We start from the raw sequence: 15,301 nt of genomic DNA on the forward strand, positions 1-15,301 counted from the left end.
ATCACAACACACCTCCGCAAGCCCTTTTTTCGTGAAACCGACACATTCCTGTGGAAAACTTCGATGCTCTTGGCCGCGGGTCTGCTCCTCAGGAGTGCTAGGCCGCCGCGGCCGCCCGCGCGAAGGCCTCGCGCAACCGCTCCAGCCCGCGCTCGCGCAATTGGCGCACGCGCTCCCGGGAGATGCCGTAGGTCTCGCCGAGGTCCGCCAGGGTCTGGGGCGGGTCCTGCACGTAGCTCGCGATGACGATCTCGCGCTCGCGGTCGGGCAGCGCCGACATGTGTCCCGCCATCTGCCGCCAGAAGGCGCGCCGATCGAGGCGCGCGCCCACCAGCGCCTCCGAATCGCCCGACGGATCCTCGATCAGATCCTGGATGTCGCTGCCGTCCTCGCCTGCCGCAGGCCGGTTGAGCGAGCCGTCCCGCGCCGCCAGCCGCTGGCGCATCGCCGCGACGGTCGTCTCGTCGACCTCGAGCTCGCGGGCGATCGCGGCGTCCAGCTCCTCGGGGCGCACCTCCCCGGAGAAGGCGAGCCGCGCCTCGACCCGGCGCAGGTTGAAGAAGAGGCGCCGTAGAGCGGGCGAATTGCCCAGACGCACCAGAGACCAGCTGCGCAGGCGGTAATCCTGGATCTCGGCGCGGATCCACCAGGCCGCGTAGGTCGAAAACCGGAAACCACGGTCCGGGTCGAACCGCTCCGCGGCCTTGAGAAGGCCGATATTGGCTTGCTGGACGATATCCTCGTCGGGCGCGCGCCCTGCCCCGCCGGCGCGCCGCGCCACCGAAACCGCCAGCGCGCGATGGGCCGTCACCAGGCGGTTGCGCGCGTCGGTGTCGCCCTCGTCGCGCCAGGCCCGCGCGAGCGCCAGCTCCGTCTCGGCGTCGAGGAATTCCGCCGGACGGTCGAGCTTGCTTCGGGAGCGGGACGGGGTGAATGGCTTGTTCATCGGGATCCGAGCAGCAGGGACGCCTTCAAGGGCGCAATCGTTTCGAAACGAAACTATGTTCCTGCGCGGCGGCTTGTCAATATGGTATCGGAACGCTACTTTCAGTCCATGACATCGCGCAGCGCCGACCCAAGCCACACGCCTGACGAGATCGCCGAGATGCTGGTCCATCTCGGACGCGCGGCGCGCGGCGAGGATGCCGCCGCGCGGCTGACGCCCGCGCAGTGGACCGGCCTTCGGTTTTTCGCCCGCGCCAACCGCGCCTCGCGCACACCATCCGCCTTCGCCAGCTTTCACGCCACGACGCGGGGGACCGCGTCGCAAACCGTGAAATCGCTCGAACAGAAGGGGCTGCTGACCCGCAGCCGCTCGGACGAGGATCGCCGCTCCGTGAGGTTCGAGTTGACGAGCCATGGCCGCACGATGCTTCGCGCCGATCCGCTGCGTCATCTGGCCCACGCGATCGAGCGCCTGCCGGACCGGCAGCGCGCGGCGCTGTCCGCGGCGCTTCCGGCCGTCGCGACGGACCTCGCGACGATGCGCGGCGCGAGCGCCTTCGGCACCTGCGGCGACTGCCGGCATTTCGCCGGGCGCGACGGCGGCGGATACTGCGCCTGCGTCGCGGCCGAACTCACGCCCGCCGAAATCGGACAGCTCTGCGCGAATTTCGCCGCCGATACCACGCACACCACGGATCCAGAGGAGACGACGTGACCTCCACACCCCCCGATCTCGGCCGACGAGAGGCCCCCGAGCCCTCGAACGGCCTGTCCCACCTTGGCCGCATCATCGCCGTGGCGAGCGGCAAGGGGGGCGTCGGCAAGTCCACCGTGACCACCAATCTCGCGCTGGCGCTGGCCGGGCGCGGGTTGCGCGTGGGTGTGGTGGACGCCGATCTTTACGGCCCCTCGATCCCGGGGATGCTCGGCGTGCCCACAGATGAGCCGCCCCTGCTCGACGCGGCGCGAAAGGTCATCCCGGCCGACGCGCACGGGGTGAAGGTGATCTCGATGGGGATGCTCACCGGCGACGACAAGCCCGCGATCCTGCGCGGCCCCATGGTGGCCAAGTATCTGCGCATGTTCGTCACAGAGGTTGCGTGGGGAGAGCTCGACGTGCTGCTGCTCGACCTGCCGCCCGGCACGGGCGACGTGCAGCTTACGCTGGCGCAGGCCTTCCCGCTCTCGGGCGCGGTCATCGTGACGACGCCGCAGGACGTGAGCCTGAAGATCGCGCGGCGCGGCCTGCGCATGATGGAGCAGGTGAAGGTGCCGATCCTCGGCATCGTCGAGAACATGAGCGGGTTCACCTGTCCCGACTGCGGCTCGGTCACCCACATCTTCCACCGCGGCGGCGGCGAGCGGATCGCCGCGGATCTGGGCGTGCCCTTCCTCGGCGCCGTGCCGCTCGACCCGGCCGTGGTCGATTGCGGCGACGCGGGCAAGCCGCTCGTGGTGGCCTACCCGGACACGCCCGCCGCCGAAGCCTACCGCCGGATCGCCCACGAGGTGGCCGGAGAGGTCGAGGGCGGCGGCGGTCTTGCCCTGCCCTTCGACTGGGACTGGCAGAGCGGCGAGGGCAAGCCGCGCGGCGCGCCCGAGGCCGCGCGGCCCGGCGGCATGCCCGAACGGCCCGTCGCGGTGGAAAGCCCGGATGCGCGGACGCTGGGGATCGTCTGGGCCGACGGCCATCGCAGCCGCCACGACGTGCGCGACCTGCGTCTGGCCTGCCGCTGCGCGCAATGCGTCGACGAGATGAGCGGCCGGGCGCTTCTCGATCCGGCGAGCGTGCCGCTCGACATCGAACCGCGCCGCATCTGGTCGCTGGGCAACTACGCCATCGGCATCGCCTTCAGCGACGGCCACCAGAGCGGGATCTACCCCTTCTCGACCCTGCGCGCCATGCAGCCTGCGGAGGTGGAAGATGTCTGAGAGACTGCGTATCCGCGCCGAACGCGCCGCGAGCGACCCAGACACCATGCGCTTCGTGTTGGAGCGCGCGGTGCAGGAGGGCGCGAGCTGTTCGGCGGACGGGGAGGACGCGGGCGACGCCCCCCTGCCCCGCGCGATCCTCGGCCTCGACGGCGTGCGGACGCTTCATGTCTCGGGGCCGGCAGTCACCGTGACGAAGGCGCCCGGGGCCGATTGGGAGGCGCTGAAGCCCTCGGTCGCCACCGCGATCCGTGAGGTGCTGGCGACGACCGACGCCCCCCTCGGCGCCGGCGCGAAAGCCCCCGGCGCGGCGCGGTCCGACGCAGAGGTGCTGCGCGCCGTGCAGCATGTTCTCGACGCGCAGGCCAACCCGGCCATCGCCGCCCATGGCGGGCATGTCGCCGTCACCGACGTGAAGGACGGGACCGTGAGCCTGCGGATGTCGGGCGGCTGCCAGGGCTGCGCCGCCTCCGCCGCGACGCTGCGCCACGGTGTCGAGCAGATGATCCGCACCGCCGTGCCGGAGGTGCGCGAGATCGTGGACGTGACCGACCACTCGGCGGGCACCAATCCCTATTATTCCGACGCCCCCGCCGCACCCTCCGGCGCGACGCCGCTTCTGAACCGGCCCGTGCCCGAGGGCGCGATCAGCCACGAGAACGGGCAGTTCATGGTAGCGCCGGAATATCTCGGCCCGAAGCTCGGCCTCACGGCCGAGGACCTGCGGCAGGCGCTCCGCGCGGGCGAGGCCACCGCGCGCGTCGAGGAAGGCACGGGCCCCGACCGGGGCATGACCCGTGTCACGGTGCGCCACAAGACGCGCGCCTGGTCGGCCGAGATCGCGCCTGACGGCTCCGCGCGCGAGGTCCCGCCGCCGCGCGGCGCAAGCGACGACGACGCGGCCCTGCGCCAGAAGATTCGCAGTCAGGTCGCGGGCGCACCGCCGGGCGACCTGCCGATGACATACGGCGCGCTCGCCCGCGCGCTCGGCATGTACATGCCCGGCGCCGTGCGCCGTGTCACCCGCGCGCTCGAAGCCACCATGGCGGAGGATGCCGCCGCCGGCCGGCCCTTCCTGGCCGCGCTCGTCGTGAGCCGGATGCGCGGCCAGAAGCCCGGGCGCGGGTTCTTCGACGAGGCCGCGCGCCTCGGCCGGGGTCCGAAATCCGGCGAGGACGAGGAGGCGTGGTGGGCCCGCGAACTCGCCAAGGCACGCGCGACCTATCTGGAGCCGACCCCGGCGGGCTGACGCGCCGCCGCCCGGACCGCCGCTACTCCGCCAGGTGGCAGGCGACGCGCGTCCGGCCGATCTGCCGCATTTCGGGCCGTTCCTTCGCGCAACGCTCCACCGCGATCGGGCATCGCGGATGGAAGGCACAGCCCGGCGGCGGGTTGATCGCGTCGGGGATCTCGCCCTTCGGAGGCGCGACCTCGCGCCCGAAATCGTCCATGCGCGGCGCGGCATCGAAGAGCATCTGCGTGTAGGGGTGCTTCGGCTCCTCGAAGAGCCGGTCGCGCGGCGCCTCTTCCACGAGCCGTCCGAGGTAAAGCACGCCGATCACGTCGGCCATGTGCTGCACCACGGTGAGGTCGTGGCTGATGAAGAGATAGGTGAGCCCCAGCTCCTCCCGCAGATCGCTCATCAGGTTCAGCACCTGCGCCTGCACGGAGACGTCGAGCGCCGAGGTCGGCTCGTCGCAGACGATCACCCGCGGGTTGGACGCCAGCGCGCGGGCGATGCAGATGCGCTGGCGCTGCCCGCCCGAGAACTCGTGCGGGAACTTGGAGACGTCCTGCGCCGACAGCCCCACCTGTTCCAGAAGCCGCTCCGCCAGCCCCGCCGTCTCGCCGCCCCGTGCCTTCACCGGCTCGGCGATGATGTCGCGCACCCGCCAACGCGGGTTGAGCGAGGCGAAGGGATCCTGAAAGATCATCTGCACGTCGGAGCGGATGCGATCGACCTCGGCCGCATCCGCCTCGCGCGAGAGGTCCACGCCCTCGATCTCGACCGCGCCCTCGGTAGGCGGCACCAGGCCCACCACGATCTTGCCGATGGTGGACTTGCCGGAGCCCGACTCGCCCACCAGCGCGTAGACCGACTTTTCCTCGACCTCGAAGGAGACGTCGGAGACGGCGGTGAGAAAGGCCCTGGGCCGCCGCTCGAGCACGCGGTTGAGCCAAGGCTTGGACACGTCGAAGACGCGCGTCAGACGACGCACCGAAATCAGCGAACTCATGCGGCGCTTTCCTCCGCGTCCGGGGTCAGCGGGAACCAGCAGGCCGCGCGCCCCTCGCAGGCGGCCAGCGTGGGCGGCGGATCCTGCCGGCACTTGTCCTCGGCCCGATCGCAGCGCGGGTTGAACGGGCAGCCCGCCGGCAGGGCGTTGAGCCGCGGCATCGCGCCGGGGATCTGGCGCAGCCGCTGCCGCCCGAGAGAGGCGAGCGGCGTCGAGGCCATGAGGCCCGCGGTATAGGGGTGGCGCGCGCGCGTCAGCACCTCGCGCACCGGGCCGAGTTCCACGAGCCGGCCGGCATACATGACCGCCACGCGGTCTGCCGCCTCGGCGATCACGCCCATGTCGTGGGTGACGAGCATCACGGCCACGCCCTTCTCGCGGCAGAGCCGCTTCAGCAGCGCGATGATCTGCGCCTGCACCGACACGTCGAGCGCCGTGGTGGGCTCGTCGGCGATCACGAGGTCGGGCTCGGCGCAGAGGGCAAGCGCGATCACCACGCGCTGGCGCATGCCGCCCGAGAACTCGTGCGGGTAGCTGCCGATCCGGGCCGCGGCGGCGGGGATGCCCACCTCTTCCAGCGCCGCCACCGCGCGCCGGCGCGCCTCCGCCTGGCTTACCGGCAGATGCTCGAGGATCGTCTCGGTCAGCTGATCGCCGATGGTCAGCAGCGGGTTGAGCGAGGTCAGCGGATCCTGGAATATCATGCCGATCTTGTTGCCGCGGAGCTTGCGCAGCCGGTCGCGGGGCAGGTTGTCGATCCGCTCGCCGTTGAGCAGGATCTCGCCCCCCGTGATGCGCGCCGGGGGATCGAGGAGGCCGATCACCGCGTTGCCGGTCATCGACTTGCCGGCGCCGGATTCGCCCACCACGCCGAGGATCTCGCCCGCGCGGATGTCGTAGCTGACCCCGTCGGTCGGGCGCAGCGTGCCCGCGCGGGTGGGGATCTCCACGACCAGGTCGCGGACGGAAAGCACGGGCGGGGCGTTCGCGCCGTCCCGCCCCTGGGTCGGGGTCGTGTCCGTCATCTGAGCCTCGGGTTGAGCGCGTCGCGCAGCCAGTCGCCCAGAAGGTTGATCGACAGCGCGAGCGCGAGCAGGGCAAGCGCCGGGAAGAAGAGGATCCACCACTCGCCCGAGAACATGAATTCCTGTCCGATCCGGATCAGCGTGCCGAGCGACGGCTGTGTCGGCGGTGCGCCGACGCCGAGGAAGGAAAGCGTGGCCTCGGCGATGATCGCGAGCGCGAGGCTGATCGTGGCGATCACCAGCACCGGATTCAGCACGTTGGGCAGGATGTGGCGCAGCATGATCGCGGGGCCCGTGCGGCCAATGAGCCGCGCGGCCTGCACGTACTCCTTGTTCTTCTCCACCATGGTCGCGCCGCGCACGACGCGGGCGAACTGCACCCAGTCGCTGAGCCCGATGGCCAGGATCAGCACCCAGATGGCCATTTCGTTGCGGTATTCGGGCGGCGTGATGCCCTTGGCGATCCCGAAGATCAGCATGGCGACGAGGATCGCGGGGAAGGTCAGCTGCACGTCCGCCACGCGCATGATGATCGTCTCGGTCCAGCCGCCCACATAGGCCGCGATCAGTCCCAGCGTCACGCCCAGCACCATGGCCAGCAGCACGGCGCAGAACCCGACGAAGAGGGAGATCCGCATGCCGAAGAGGATGGTGGAGAAGACGTCGCGGCCCTGATCGTCGGTGCCGAGGATGAAGTAGTCGCCGGTGAACTGGTTCGCCGTGCCGGGCGGGGTGAAGCCGTTCATCAGGTTGAGCGTCGCCGGGTCGAACGGATCGTGCGGCGCGATCAGGGGTGCCAGGACCGCGCCGAGGATCAGGACAAGAACCACGGCGAAGCTGGCCATCGCGATCGGGGAGCGGCGGAAGGAATAGGCGAAATCGCTGTCCCAGGCGCGCTTGAGGCGGCGCATGGCGCGGGCCTCGCGGACGGGGCTGAGCGGTGCATCTGTCATGCCGGCTTTCCTCCGGTGCGATCGACGCGCAGGCGCGGGTCGATCGCGAAATAAAGCAGGTCGACGATCAGGTTGATGCCGACGAACATGACCGAGATCATCATCAGGTAGGCGGCCATCACGGGGATGTCGACGAACTGGATCGCGTTGATGAAGAGAAGCCCCACCCCCGGCCACTGGAACACCGTCTCGGTGATGATCGCGAAGGCGATGATGGAGCCGAGTTGAAGCCCGGTGATCGTGATGACGGGCACCATCGTGTTCTTGAGCGCATGGCGGAAGTTGATCGCCCGCTCGCGCAGGCCGCGGGCACGGGCGAAGCGGATGTAGTCCTGCCGCAGCACCTCGAGCATTTCCGTGCGCACCAGCCGCATGATGAGCGTCATCTGGTAAAGCCCGAGCGTGATCGCCGGCAGGATAAGCGCCTTGAGCCCGCTTTCGGTCAGGAACCCGGTCGTCCACCAGCTGCCGACCCGCGTGACCTCGCCCCGCCCGAAGGACGGCAGCCAGCCGAGTTCGACCGAGAAGAGATAGATCAGCAGGATCCCGATCAGGAAGGTCGGCAGCGACACCCCGACGAGCGAGAGGGTCATGATCGTGTTGGCCGCGATGCCCCGCCTTCGGATCGCCGTGAAGACGCCGAGGCCGATCCCCGCCACCAGCGCGAAAAGGCCCGACATGAAGGCAAGTTCCAGCGTGGCCGGAAGCCGTTCGACCAGGATCTCCGACACCTCGCGGCCCTGGCGGTAGGATATTCCGAAATTGCCCTGCGCCGCCTGTTCGAGGAAACGCCAGTACTGCACGGGGAAAGGCTGGTCGAGCCCAAGCTCCATGCGCAGCCGTTCGACATCCGCCTGGGTGCGCTCCTGGCCGAGCATGTTGTCCACCGGGTCGCCGACGAAGCGGAACATGGAGAAGGCGACAAGCCCCACGACAAGCAGGACCAGCAGGGACTGGAACACGCGGCGGATGACATACGCGAGCATCCCGGCAAACTGTCCGCAAACGGCTGGGGCGTCAAGAACGCGGGCGCATGGCTGACGTGACGACTGCCGCCGCGTGGCCGCGTGCACGCCCCGTCGCGGCGTTCTGCCGGCCGCCCGCTCTATGCCCCGGCGGTCGAACGCACGACCACAAGATGGCCGGGAAGGCGGTTCGAAAAGGAAAGGGCGGCCCTCAGACCGCCCTTTCGCCGTTCCTTGCCGGATCGGCTCAGTTCATTTCGAAGAACTTCATCTTGGGATCGTCCTCGGGGCTCACCTCGATACCCACGCGGTCCGTCATGCCCCAGTTGAGCACCTGGTGGTGGACCGGCAGGTAGAGCGTCTCTTCCTGCACGACTTCCCAGATCGTGGCGATCATCTCGTTGCGCGCCTCGAGATCGGTTTCGGAGGCGAGCATCTCGATCATCTCGTCGATCTCGGAGTTCGAGAAGCCGGTGTTGTTCCAGCTGCCGCGCTCGGATCCGCGGGTGTGGACGAGGAAGTTGAAGATGTATTCCGAATCGTAGGTCGGCACGCCCCAGCCCAGCATGTAGAAATCGGTCTCGCCGTTGGTGATCAGCGGGAAGTGCTGCGCCTTGGGCTTGGCGTCGAGGTTCACCGTGATGCCGATCTGGGCCATCATCCCCACGACCGCCTGGCAGATCGCCTCGTCGTTGACGTAGCGGTCGTTCGGGCAGTCGAGCTGGATCGAGAAGCCGTCGGCATAGCCCGCTTCCTCCATCAGCGCCTTCGCGGCGTCGACATCGGTCGAGATCTGGTCCATCTCGGCAGTCCAGCCGTTGACGAAGGGCGGCGCGATCATGCCTGCGGGTGCGGACTGGCCGCGCATCACGACCTGCTGGATCGCCTCGCGATTGATCGCCAGATTCATCGCCTTGCGCACGTTCACGTCCGCCAGCGGGTTCGCGCCGACCACGTCGTCATTGGCGATGTCGTCCGCCCCGAGGTTCAGCCCGAAGAAGATCGTGCGGTTCTGCGGGGCGGTCTTGACGACAAGGCCCTCGGTCTCGCCCACGCGGCCCAGGTCCTGCACCGGCACGTCCTGGATGAAGTCCACCTCGCCCGACAGGAGCGCGGCGACGCGGGTGGCGGCGTTCTGGATCGGGGTGTAGACGATCTCGGTCACCTCGAGCGGGAACATGTCCTTGCCCCAGTAGTTCTCGTTCTGGGTCAGGACCGTCCGCACGTCGGGCTCGCGGCTGACGAGCGTGTAGGCACCGGTGCCCATCGCGTTGGTGGCGGCGAAGGTCGTCTCGCCGCTCTCGACGTCCTGCACCTCGACCGCGCCGTTGGCCTCGGCCCAGCCCTTGTCCATCATGAAGAGGTTGGTGAGGTTCGCCGGCAGGATCGGGTTCGGACCGTCGGTCACGAATTCGACGGTGTGATCGTCGACCGCGCGCACCTCGACCACGGAGGAGAGCAACTCCTTCATGTTGGACTTTTCCGACTTCGCCCGGTTGATCGAGAACACCACGTCCTCGGCGGTGAAATCCGAGCCGTCGTGATATTTCACGCCCTGGCGCAGGTTGAACACCCAGACGTTCGGGTCGTCCGCGGACGGCGCCCAGTCGGTGGCGAGCGCCGCCTGGAACTGGCCGTCCATGTCCCGGATGATGAGCGGCTCGTAGATCTGGTGGGCGAGGGTATGGGTCGGTCCCTCGTTCTGGGCGTGCGGGTCGAGCGTGAGCGAGTCGCCCGCCCGCGCCCAGCGCAGCGTCTCGGCGGACGCGCCCGCGGCGGTCGTCACGAGAAGGGTGGTCGCCAGAAGGGCTGTCGTGCGTTTCATGTCTGTCTCCCTGTCGGTCATGGCCGCCCCGTTGCGCCGGGGCGGATGGTGGCGCGAGGATAACGCAACGGGCGGGACGGGCAACAGGCAGCTTCGGGCGACCCGGGGGCAGCCCCCCGGCGGGGGTCCGCGCGCCGCGGGCGGCCTTCGGGCGCGAAGCGGGTGTTGCGCCGGGCCGGTTCGCCCTATGTCTGGCACGACAGCAAGCACCCGCGTGCAGCCCCGTGGGGCCGCGCCAGCCCGAAAGGACCGTTTCGATGAGGATCAACGCCGATTTCTCAAGGCGCGTCGTGGTCAGCTTCGACGCCAGCGACTGGGTGCCCTCGCCGATGCCGGGCGTGGAGCGCAAGATGCTGGATCGCATCGGCGCCGAGGTCGCGCGCGCCACCAGCATCGTGCGCTACGCGCCGGGCAGCGCCTTCTCGGCGCATACCCATGACGGCGGCGAGGAGTATCTCGTGCTCGACGGCACGTTCTGCGACGAGCACGGCGCCTTTCCGGTGGGCAGCTACGTCCGCAACCCGCCGACCTCCCGCCATACGCCCTCGGCGCCCGACGGCGCGACCATCCTCGTGAAGCTGCACCAGTTCGACCCGGCCGACCGCACTGAGGTTCACGTGGACACCGCGGCGCGGGACGCCCCGCGCCTGCCGCTCTTTTCGGACAGCCGCGAGGATGTGGCGATCGAACGCTGGGCGCCGGGCGCCGAGGTATCGATCGACGCCCCGGGCGGGATGGAGGTCTTCGTGCTCGAGGGCGACTTCGCCGAGGCCGGCGACACGCTGCGCCGGTGGGACTGGCTGCGCCTGCCGCCCGGAACGGCGACCAAGGCCAAGGCCGGCGCCGATGGCGCGCGCGTCTGGGTGAAGTCCGGCCATCTCGTTCACGTCCCCGCCGATGCCTGAGGCACCGAACGCCCCCCCGCGAAGCGCAGACCGGACGATGACGTGACGGTCGTTCCCGGGCAGAAGAATCGAGGCCGCTTCGGCTGACTTGCGGGATGGTGCCGGCACCAGGGATCGAACCCGGGACCCCCTGATTACAAGTCAGGTGCTCTACCAGCTGAGCTATACCGGCCCGAGGGCTGCGTTAGACGATCGCGCGTCGTCTGTCCAGCAAAGGACGCCCGGTTTGACGCGACTGCGGGCGCGGGTATAGCTGCGGCGCTGACGGAGGAGCGGCATGAAGGTCATCATCCACACCGGCGCACACTGCACCGACGAAGACCGGCTGCTCAAAAGCCTTCTGCGCAACGCCGACACGCTGCGCGGGGCCGGTGTGGCGGTGCCCGGACCGGGGCGCTACCGGAAGCTTCTGCGCGACACACTGACCTCGATGCGCAAGACCGCGCCCGCCGAAGACGCCCGCGAGGTGATCCTCGACGCGATCCTCGACGAGGACCCGGACGCTGTGCGCCGGCTGGTGCTCTCGAACGACAGCTTCTTCGCGGCCCCGCGGCTGGCGCTCGCGGGCGGGACGCTCTACCCGCTGGCGGAGGAACGGCTGGCCTACCTCGCCGAACTGCTGCACGAGGACGAACTCGTGATGGCCATGGGGCTGCGCGACCCGGCAAGCTTCCTGCCCGCGCTCTTCGAAAGCTCCAAGCATACCGATTTCGACGAGATGCTCGACGGCGCCGATCCGGAAACGCTGCGCTGGTCGGACCTCGTCATCCGCATCCGCGACGCGCTGCCGGGACTGCAGATGATTCTCTGGTGCAACGAGGACACGGCCTTCGTCTGGGCCGACGTTCTGCGCGCTGTGGCCGGGCTGCCCTCCGAGACCGACCTGGCCGGGGATTTCGACGTGGCCTCGGCGATCCTGACCGACCTGGGCGCCGCGCGGCTCAGGGGATACCTCAAGGAGGCCCCCCCGATGAAGCCGGCGCAGCGCCGGCGGGTGATGGCCGCCTTCCTCGACCGCTACGCGGACCCCGGCAAGGTGGAGGAAGAGATCGACCTGCCGGGATGGGACGCGGCGAAGCTGGAGCGGCTCAGCGCCGCCTACGACGCGGACGTCGCGCGCATCGCGGCGATGCCCCAGGTCCGCTTCATCCGGCCCTGATCTCGGCCCCTCCCTGCCAGACGCGGGCGAGCGAGAGAGCCTCGTCCAGAAGCACCATGTCCGCCCTGAGCCCGGGCGCAAGGCGCCCCGCGCGCAGCCCGGCGACCCGCGCCGGGATGGAGGTAGCCATGGCGAGCGCGCTGTCGCGGTCGAGGCCCACCGGCCCGGTCATCACCGAAAGCGCGCCAGCCATGTCGAGATCGGCGCCCGCAAGCGTGCCGTCCTCCAGCGTCAGACGCCCGCCCGCGCGACGGATCTCTCGTCCGCCAAGATGAAAGCGCGCCGCGTCCGTTCCCGCCGCGGCCATCGCGTCGGTCACAAGGAAAAGCCGTCCGGGCCCGGCCTTGGCGCGCAACGCCACGCGGATCGCCGCGGGATCGACGTGGACCCCGTCCGCGATCAGCCCCGCATCGACCGTACCCGCCTCGAGCGCCGCCCCGACGAGACCCGGCGCCCGCGCCGTGAGCTGCGACATCGCGTTGAAGAGATGCGTGACGGCGCGCGCGCCCGCCGCGAAGAGCGCGGCGCACGCCTCGGCCGGCGCATCCGTATGCCCCAGCGAGACCAGCACCCCGGCCCGGGCGAGCGCGGCGACCTGGGCGGGCGTGACCGCCTCAGGCGCCACCGTCAGCATCAGCAGGGAAAGCCGGCGCGCCGCGTCCAGATAGAGATCGAGATCGTCCTGCGTCATCGGGCGCAACCGCGCCGGGTCGTGCGCACCCGGCCGGGCGAGATGCGGCCCCTCGAGATGAAGCCCCGCGACGCCCGGCCACCCCGCGCCCGCCACGGCCGAGATGGCGGCCCGCGTCGCCTCGGGCGTGTCGCTGACGAGCGTGGGCAGGATGGTCGTCGCGCCGAGCCGCGCATGGGCGCGGGCGATGCCGGCGACCCCGTCGGCCGAGAGCGCCTCGCCCAGCATGGCGCCGCCGCCGCCGTTCACCTGCAGATCGACGAAACCCGGGGCCAGCAGGCCGCCCGCCAGACGCTCCACCGCGACCTGCCGGGGCAGATCGCTTTCGGGCAGCACGGCGGCGATGTCCCCGTCCTCAAGAAGGACGGCGTGCCCGCGACGCGTCCGCGTGCCGTCGAAAACCTCCGCCCCGGTCAGCGCGCGGGTGCCGTTCAGGCCATGCCCAGCGCGGATTTGTACATCTCCAGCACCGCCTCCTCCTCGGCGATGTCGTCGGGCTCGCGCTTGCGCAGCGCGATCACCTTGCGCATCACCTTGGTGTCGTAGCCGCGCGCCTTCGCCTCGGCCATGACCTCCTTCTGCTGATCGGCGATTTCCTTCTTCTCGGTCTCGAGCCGCTCGAACCGCTCGATGAACTGGCGCAACTCGTTCGCGGCGACGCCATAGGCGTCAGCCGTGCCGCCCGCGCCGTCCCGCTCGGCGAAATCCTGCATGGCACCCTGCCTCCGTGCTTTGTGGGGAAGCTACTTGCTAGCGCCCTGCCGGCCCCCTCGCAAGGGGTTGCCGGGGGCGCCCCGATCCACTAGCTCGCCCGGCGTGGCGCGGCGAGGAGAAGGCGCATGGACATCTTGATCTGGAGCGGTGCGGCCCTCGCGCTTCTGGGATTGGCGGGCCTCGTCTGGAGCATCGCGACGGTGGCCGGCGCCAAGCGCGCGAAGCTCGACGACGACGAGATGCGCGCGGTTCTGCAAAAGGCGCTGCCGCGCAACCTCGCCTCGCTCGGCCTCTCGGTGATCGGGCTCATGGCCGTGATCGTGGGCGTTGCGCTCGCCTGACGTTGCGCGCTCAGACCGGCAGGTTGTCGAACCTGTCCTCGATCAGGTCGTCGGGCTCCTCCTCGTCCGCCGCGCGGAATTCGCGCGCCTTGAGCCGCGCGACCAAGTCCTCCAGACGCAGGAGCAAGTCCTCGCGCAGCGTCTCGTCGGCCTCGGGCAGGCGCTTCTCGATATCCGCGATCTCCGCTTCGAGCCCGGTCGTCTCAGACGTTTCGTCCGCCATGGCGCTTCCCCCTCGGGTCATGTGTTCAAAGATGCCGCGCAATCCGCGCAGAACGGCGTGGCCGGCAGCACATCGAGGCGTGCGGGGTTGATCTCTTTCCCGCACTTGACGCAGTGGCCGTATTCTCCCTCGCGGATGCGCTGAAGCGCGGCACGAATGCGGCGGACCTCTTCCTGTCCGGCCTCGCCCAGCGCCTCGAGCACCTCGTCCCCCTCGCGTTCGACCGCGTCTTCCTCCCAGTCGCGGGAATGCGGCTCGTCGAGCTCGGCCTCGATGGAATGCAGCCTGGCATCCAGTTCGCCGAGGCGCGCCAGCAAGGTCGCGCGGCGGTCTTCAAGGGTGGCCATTCAGTCTCTCTCCTCGGATGAACTTCGGTCAGCATGTCGGTCAAGGTGCCCGCTTGCCTTGACGCAGGTCAAGACGATTGCCGAGCCGCGTCGCCCTTGATACACATTCCCGAAATTGTATATGTTGTGGCGCAACGAAGGGAGACGCCCCATGAAACCAGAAGTCAAAGCCTTCTTCGACGAAGCGACCAACACGATTTCCTACGTCGTGCGCGAGCCCCACGGCAAGGCCGCCGCGATCATCGACAGCGTGCTGGACTTCGATTACGCTTCCGGGCGCACCGACACGCGCTCGGCCGACGCGATCATCGAGCATGTCAGGGCCGAGGATCTCGATCCCGTCTGGATCCTCGAGACGCACGTGCACGCGGACCACCTCTCCGCCGCGCCCTACCTGCAGGAGAAGCTGGGCGGCCGGATCGGGATCGGAGAGAACATCCGCATCGTGCAGGACACCTTCGGCAAGGTGTTCAACGAGGGCACCGAGTTCCAGCGCGACGGCAGCCAGTTCGACCGGCTTTTCAAGGAGGGCGACAGCTTCCACATCGGCCAGCTTCGGGGCGACGTGCTGCACACGCCCGGCCACACGCCAGCCTGCCTGACCTACGTCATCGGCGACGCGGCCTTCGTGGGCGACACGCTCTTCATGCCCGATTTCGGTACCGCGCGCTGCGACTTCCCGGGCGGCTCGTCCGAGACGATGTACGACTCGGTGCAGAAGATCCTCGCCCTTCCCGACGAGACGCGCATCTTCGTCGGCCACGACTACAAGGCGCCGGGCCGCGAGGATTACGCCTGGGAGACGACCGTGGGCGAGCAGAAGGCGAAGAACGTCCACGTGGGCGGCGGCAAGTCGAAGGACGACTTCGTGCGCATGCGCGACGAGCGTGACGCGACGCTGAACATGCCCAAGCTCATCATCCCGTCGCTCCAGGTGAACATGCGCGCGGGCCAGATGCCGCCGGCGGACGATCAGGGCGACGTCTTCCTCAAGGTGCCGGTCAACAAGATCTGACCGGCGCATGATTTGGCCCCGGCG

17 protein-coding genes and 1 tRNA gene are annotated in these 15,301 nt (G+C 69.5%); 7 read left to right on the top strand and 11 right to left on the bottom strand.

Annotated elements, in window-relative coordinates:
- Positions 1-97: 97 nt before the first annotated feature.
- The gene (locus tag AB6A66_RS09415) at positions 98-946 is read right to left on the bottom strand and encodes a sigma-70 family RNA polymerase sigma factor (protein ID WP_371039133.1); all 849 of its coding nucleotides are present in this window, start codon (positions 944-946) and stop codon (positions 98-100) included.
- A 108-nt stretch (positions 947-1,054) separates the two neighbouring features.
- Here AB6A66_RS09415 and AB6A66_RS09420 point away from each other — a divergent pair, with 108 nt between their 5' ends.
- Genes AB6A66_RS09420 through AB6A66_RS09430 form a run of 3 tightly spaced genes read left to right on the top strand, consistent with a single transcriptional unit; the run spans position 1,055 to position 4,126 of the window.
- Positions 1,055-1,660, top strand: a complete 606-nt coding sequence (locus AB6A66_RS09420) for a MarR family winged helix-turn-helix transcriptional regulator (RefSeq protein ID WP_371055674.1) — start codon at positions 1,055-1,057, stop codon at positions 1,658-1,660.
- Positions 1,657-2,877 (top strand): P-loop NTPase, encoded by a 1,221-nt coding sequence (locus AB6A66_RS09425; protein ID WP_371055675.1) that lies wholly within the window; start codon positions 1,657-1,659, stop codon positions 2,875-2,877. The genes AB6A66_RS09420 and AB6A66_RS09425 overlap by 4 nt, the downstream gene beginning before the upstream one ends.
- Positions 2,870-4,126: a DUF6522 family protein gene (locus AB6A66_RS09430; protein WP_371055676.1), complete on the top strand. Its 1,257-nt coding sequence runs from the start codon at positions 2,870-2,872 to the stop codon at positions 4,124-4,126. Before AB6A66_RS09425 ends, AB6A66_RS09430 begins: the two co-directional genes overlap by 8 nt.
- A 22-nt stretch (positions 4,127-4,148) precedes the next feature.
- Here the strand turns inward: AB6A66_RS09430 and AB6A66_RS09435 are convergent, their stop codons facing one another.
- The 5 genes from AB6A66_RS09435 to AB6A66_RS09455 all read right to left on the bottom strand — a co-directional run bounded on the left by AB6A66_RS09435 (position 4,149) and on the right by AB6A66_RS09455 (position 9,882).
- Positions 4,149-5,114 carry an ABC transporter ATP-binding protein gene (locus tag AB6A66_RS09435; protein ID WP_371055677.1) on the bottom strand — a complete coding sequence of 322 codons (966 nt, stop codon included), beginning with the start codon at positions 5,112-5,114 and terminating at the stop codon, positions 4,149-4,151.
- A complete protein-coding gene (locus tag AB6A66_RS09440) occupies positions 5,111-6,139 on the bottom strand; it encodes an ABC transporter ATP-binding protein (RefSeq protein WP_371055678.1) in 1,029 nt (342 codons plus the stop codon). Before AB6A66_RS09440 ends, AB6A66_RS09435 begins: the two co-directional genes overlap by 4 nt.
- Positions 6,136-7,092 carry an ABC transporter permease gene (locus AB6A66_RS09445; RefSeq protein WP_371055679.1) on the bottom strand — a complete coding sequence of 319 codons (957 nt, stop codon included), beginning with the start codon at positions 7,090-7,092 and terminating at the stop codon, positions 6,136-6,138. Before AB6A66_RS09445 ends, AB6A66_RS09440 begins: the two co-directional genes overlap by 4 nt.
- A complete protein-coding gene (locus AB6A66_RS09450; protein ID WP_371039140.1) occupies positions 7,089-8,078 on the bottom strand; it encodes an ABC transporter permease in 990 nt (329 codons plus the stop codon). The genes AB6A66_RS09445 and AB6A66_RS09450 overlap by 4 nt, the downstream gene beginning before the upstream one ends.
- A 226-nt stretch (positions 8,079-8,304) precedes the next feature.
- Positions 8,305-9,882 (bottom strand): ABC transporter substrate-binding protein, encoded by a 1,578-nt coding sequence (locus AB6A66_RS09455; protein ID WP_371055680.1) that lies wholly within the window; start codon positions 9,880-9,882, stop codon positions 8,305-8,307.
- Positions 9,883-10,139: 257 nt separating this feature from the next.
- On the opposite strand from AB6A66_RS09455, the gene AB6A66_RS09460 reads away from it, so the two are divergent.
- On the top strand, positions 10,140-10,787 hold the full coding sequence (locus tag AB6A66_RS09460; RefSeq protein ID WP_371039142.1) for a cupin domain-containing protein: 648 nt from the start codon (positions 10,140-10,142) through the stop codon (positions 10,785-10,787).
- Between the two features lie 96 nt (positions 10,788-10,883).
- On the opposite strand, the gene AB6A66_RS09465 is transcribed toward AB6A66_RS09460, so the two are convergent.
- Positions 10,884-10,959, bottom strand: a tRNA-Thr gene (locus AB6A66_RS09465).
- A 105-nt stretch (positions 10,960-11,064) separates the two neighbouring features.
- Between AB6A66_RS09465 and AB6A66_RS09470 the strand changes: the two genes are divergently transcribed.
- On the top strand, positions 11,065-11,946 hold the full coding sequence (locus tag AB6A66_RS09470) for a hypothetical protein (protein ID WP_371055681.1): 882 nt from the start codon (positions 11,065-11,067) through the stop codon (positions 11,944-11,946).
- Here AB6A66_RS09470 and nagA read toward each other — a convergent pair.
- A complete protein-coding gene (gene nagA, locus AB6A66_RS09475; RefSeq protein ID WP_371055825.1) occupies positions 11,933-13,090 on the bottom strand; it encodes an N-acetylglucosamine-6-phosphate deacetylase in 1,158 nt (385 codons plus the stop codon). The genes AB6A66_RS09470 and nagA overlap by 14 nt on opposite strands.
- Positions 13,069-13,350 carry a DUF2312 domain-containing protein gene (locus AB6A66_RS09480; protein WP_371039144.1) on the bottom strand — a complete coding sequence of 94 codons (282 nt, stop codon included), beginning with the start codon at positions 13,348-13,350 and terminating at the stop codon, positions 13,069-13,071. Before AB6A66_RS09480 ends, nagA begins: the two co-directional genes overlap by 22 nt.
- A 126-nt stretch (positions 13,351-13,476) precedes the next feature.
- Here AB6A66_RS09480 and AB6A66_RS09485 point away from each other — a divergent pair, with 126 nt between their 5' ends.
- Positions 13,477-13,692 carry a hypothetical protein gene (locus AB6A66_RS09485; RefSeq protein ID WP_371039145.1) on the top strand — a complete coding sequence of 72 codons (216 nt, stop codon included), beginning with the start codon at positions 13,477-13,479 and terminating at the stop codon, positions 13,690-13,692.
- Positions 13,693-13,702: 10 nt separating this feature from the next.
- On the opposite strand, the gene AB6A66_RS09490 is transcribed toward AB6A66_RS09485, so the two are convergent.
- Positions 13,703-13,915 (bottom strand): hypothetical protein, encoded by a 213-nt coding sequence (locus AB6A66_RS09490; RefSeq protein WP_371039146.1) that lies wholly within the window; start codon positions 13,913-13,915, stop codon positions 13,703-13,705.
- A 17-nt stretch (positions 13,916-13,932) separates the two neighbouring features.
- On the bottom strand, positions 13,933-14,262 hold the full coding sequence (locus AB6A66_RS09495; protein ID WP_371055682.1) for a TraR/DksA family transcriptional regulator: 330 nt from the start codon (positions 14,260-14,262) through the stop codon (positions 13,933-13,935).
- A gap of 151 nt (positions 14,263-14,413) precedes the next feature.
- Between AB6A66_RS09495 and AB6A66_RS09500 the strand changes: the two genes are divergently transcribed.
- Positions 14,414-15,277, top strand: a complete 864-nt coding sequence (locus AB6A66_RS09500; protein WP_371055683.1) for an MBL fold metallo-hydrolase — start codon at positions 14,414-14,416, stop codon at positions 15,275-15,277.
- The last annotated feature ends 24 nt before the right edge of the window (positions 15,278-15,301 follow it).

The organism is Rhodosalinus sp. K401 (genome assembly GCF_041365735.1).
GTDB lineage: Bacteria > Pseudomonadota > Alphaproteobacteria > Rhodobacterales > Rhodobacteraceae > Rhodosalinus.